At 74.0% G+C, this 3,502-nt stretch carries 3 protein-coding genes and 1 pseudogene; all 4 read right to left on the bottom strand.

Features of this window, described 5'->3' with window-relative positions; all coding sequences use genetic code 11:
- Positions 1 to 499, bottom strand: a pseudogene (locus tag ADY59_RS46850) (hypothetical protein); the annotation flags it as partial.
- Positions 500 to 570: 71 nt separating this feature from the next.
- Complete coding sequence (locus ADY59_RS46845; RefSeq protein ID WP_231619241.1) at positions 571 to 1,512, bottom strand: carbohydrate kinase family protein; 942 nt, start codon at positions 1,510 to 1,512, stop codon at positions 571 to 573.
- Positions 1,497 to 2,423, bottom strand: coding sequence for a pseudouridine-5'-phosphate glycosidase (locus tag ADY59_RS46840; RefSeq protein WP_049577711.1), 927 nt, complete (start codon positions 2,421 to 2,423; stop codon positions 1,497 to 1,499). Before ADY59_RS46840 ends, ADY59_RS46845 begins: the two co-directional genes overlap by 16 nt.
- Before the next feature lie 118 nt (positions 2,424 to 2,541).
- A partial coding sequence (locus ADY59_RS46835) for a YeiH family protein (RefSeq protein WP_049577709.1) occupies positions 2,542 to 3,502 on the bottom strand: 961 nt, incomplete at its 5' end.

The raw sequence follows: 3,502 nt of genomic DNA, 5'->3' as shown, positions 1-3,502 counted from the left end.
GGGCGGGGGTGTCGCGGCGTTGCTGGACGGGGCGGGTGACCTCGGGGGCCTGGACGGCTCGGGCCGCCGACTCCGGCTGGGCGGCCAGATGGCCGAGCACCTCGCGGAACACCGTGCCCATCACCGCCTCGGGCGTGGCCGACGGCGTCTTCAGGTCGGAGGGCGACAGGCGGCGCAGCCGGTGCCAGCCGCCCAGCCCGGCGATGGCCGTGCGGGCGGGCTCGGGCCAGCCCGAGAGGGCCGGGTCGATGGGGTGCAGCGTCAGCGCGGGCAGCAGGTCGCCCAGCGGCAGGTAGTCCCAGCGGGACGAGGCGAGCAGCGCCAGCCGGTCACAGATCCAGTCGAGCCCCGCCGTGCCCAGGGCTCGGGTCAGCGCCTGCGAGGACCACCAGGCGGCGGGCAGGCGCGGGTCGGCGAGGGCCTCCGCCACCTGCTGCGGCCGGCTCCAGCGCAGGGCAGGGACCAGGTCGCTCAGGCAGATCGATGACTCGACTTCCATCGGCGGACCTTATCCTCCCCAGTGAACCACGTGGCGCATGTGACTGTTGGTGCAGCCTACGCGGCAAGCTATCAATCGGTGTGAATAGGGTAAAGACGCTTCACGTCCAAACCGTACCGTGGACGACCGCCTACCAGGGCCACACACTCGGCACCCGCGCGGCATCCCGCCTCCAGTGCGGCCCTCTCGCCTGCGCCGTCGAGGGTGGCCGCGAGGAATCCGGCGGCGAACGCGTCGCCCGCGCCGGTCGAGTCGATCGTCTCGGTCCGGACCGGGTCGGCCTTGGCGACGACCTGCCCGCCCGTGGCCACGATGGCTCCCTGGGGTCCCAGCTTCACGACGGCGGTCCCGTACGTCTCGCTCAGGAGTTCGGCGGCGCGCTCCGGCGAGGTGGCGCCGCTGAGGAGGAGAGCTTCGTCACGGTTGGGAAAGATCAGGTGGGCCATCTCCGACTCGTGCAGGAACCGGCCGACGCCGAACTCGCGCAGCGGGTTCGTGGAGGCGGGGTCGACGCTGATGGCGATCCCGGCGGCGGCGGCCTTGGCCATGGCGAGCCTGGCCAGGCCCAGCCCGGGCTCGCTGAACAGCAGGTAGCCCGACACGTGCAGGCGGCCCACGCCGTCGAGCAGGGAGTCGTCCCAGTCGGCCTCGGAGATCAGGCCGCCCGCGCCCCGGTTGGTGAGCATGGAACGCTCGCCGGTCTTGTCGACCATCGCGATGACGACCGCCGTCGGGTTGTCGGCGTCGATCCGGACGTACGGGCGGACGCCGGCCTTGGTCAGCTCGGCGATGTGCCACTCGCTGCTGTCGTAGCCGCAGCGGGCCAGCAGGCCCACGTCGGCGCCGAGGGTGGCGGCCCAGGCCGCCGTGTTGGCGCCGGAGCCGCCGGGGCGGAGCACGATGTCGGCGGCGATCTCGGAGGCCGACATGACGGGGGCGCCGTGCATCGCCACCACGTCCGTCACCACGTCGCCGATGACCAGGAGCCCCTTGTCGTTCACGATCGCGACCACGCCAGGGCGATGCGTGCCGCCAATGCCGTGTTGCCGCGTACGGCGGCCAGGTTCGCCTCCAGGGACGCGCCGGACGTGCCGCGCACGAGGTAGCCGAGGAGGAACGGGGTGATCGCCTGGCCGGTGACGCCGCCGGCCTCGGCCGCCGCCAGCGCCTCGGCCAGCACGCGGTCGTGCAGCTCCGGGTCGAGCTGCTGGCCGGCGGGCACCGGGTTGGCGACGATGAGCGCGGTCTCCTGGCCGCCGAGGGAGTCCTGGCCGCGCATGATGGCGGCGGCGTCCTCCGGGGACTCGATCCGCCAGTCCACGGGCTCGCCCGAGGAGTGCAGGTAGAAGCCGGGGAACGTGCCGGTCCGGTAGCCGGCCACGGTCACGCCGCGGGTCTCCAGGCGCTGGAGGGTCGCGGGCACGTCCAGGATCGACTTGACCCCGGCGCACACCACGGTGATGCGGGTGCGGGCCAGCGTGTCGAGGTCGGCGGACTCGTCCTGCTCCTCGGTCCAGCCGCGGTGCACGCCGCCGAGGCCGCCCGTGGCGAACACCCGGATGCCGGCCCGGGCCGCCAGGTACGACGTCGCCGACACGGTCGTGGCGCCGCTCGCCTTGAGGGCCGCGGCCACCGGCAGGTCGCGCTGGCCCAGCTTGCGCAGCCCGGACTCGGTGGCGATGCGCTCCAGCTCGACCTCGTTCAGCCCGATCCTGGCCACTCCGTCGAGCACCGCGATCGTGGCGGGCACCGCGCCGGCGGACCGGACGATCTCCTCCAGCTCCCGGGCGACCTCCAGGTTGCGCGGCTGCGGCAGGCCGTGGGAGATGATCGTGGACTCCAGCGCCACCACCGGCGCGCCAGTGGCCAGGGCCTGGGCGACCTCGTCGGAAGGCTGGAGAAGGGAGTCGGCGGTGGCGCGCATGGTGGGTTTCGTGCTCCTCGGGTGGTCCTGGCAGTGCCTAGTGAGAACGGCGTCTTTTGCAGACTTTGTTCCAAACTGAGCACGTTACGGCCGGACCGCTCGCGCGTCCACCCGGAGATCAGATCAGCAGTGCCACCCCCGCCAGCGAGATGCCGCCGACGAGCGCCGTGGCGATCCCGCCGAGCAGCACGGCCCGCCCGCCGTGGAGCAGCCTCCGCACGTCGATCCCGGTGCCCAGCCCGAACAGGGCCGCGGCCATCAGCATATTCGTCACCGCGGGCACCCCCTCCGCCACGGCCGAGGGCACGATCCCGGTGCCCCGGACCAGCACCATCCCGAGAAACCCGGCCACGAACAACGGCACCATCGGCGGCTTCCCCCCGGGCCGGGGCTCCGCGGCGGGGGCTCGCCGCGTACGGCGCGAGGCCAGGGCGACCAGGGGCGCGAGGAGGATCACCCGGCCGAGCTTGACCGTGACCGCCACGGCCAGCACGCCCGTGGTGGCCCCGATCGCGGCGACCTGCGCCACCTCGTGCACCGCCGCGCCCGTCCAGATCGCGAGCTGCTCCGGTGACAGCCCCAGCCGGGACGCCAGCAGCGGCACGACGACGATGGCCGCGCTCCCGTACAGGACCACCACGCTCAGCGCGCTCGCCGCCTCGTCGTCGTCGCCCCCGGCGCTGTCGCGCATGGCCGCGATGGCGGCCGCCCCGCAGATGGACACCCCGGTGCCGACCAGCAGCGACGTGCCGGGACTGACGCCGAGCCGGCGGCCGATCAGCGGCGTGAGCGCGAACGTGACGCCCGTCGCCACCGTCACGACCGCCATCGCCCGCCATCCCGTCGCCAGCAGCTGAGGCACCGAGATCTGCAGGCCCAGCAGTACGATCGCGGCCCGCAGCACGCGCCGCGACACGAAGTGCAGCCCCGGCCGCAGCCGCTCGCCCACACCCCCGGCCGCGGCGAGCAGCGCCCCGGCCACCACCGCCACCATCGCCGCGCTGAACGCCGGTATCAGCGCGTTCACCCCCGATGCCAGCACCGTCCCCGCGGCCGCCACCCCCACCCCGGGCCCGACC

This window comes from Nonomuraea sp. SBT364, from assembly GCF_001083785.1.
GTDB lineage: Bacteria > Actinomycetota > Actinomycetes > Streptosporangiales > Streptosporangiaceae > Nonomuraea.
This window is presented reverse-complemented; position numbering and strand designations above follow the sequence as displayed.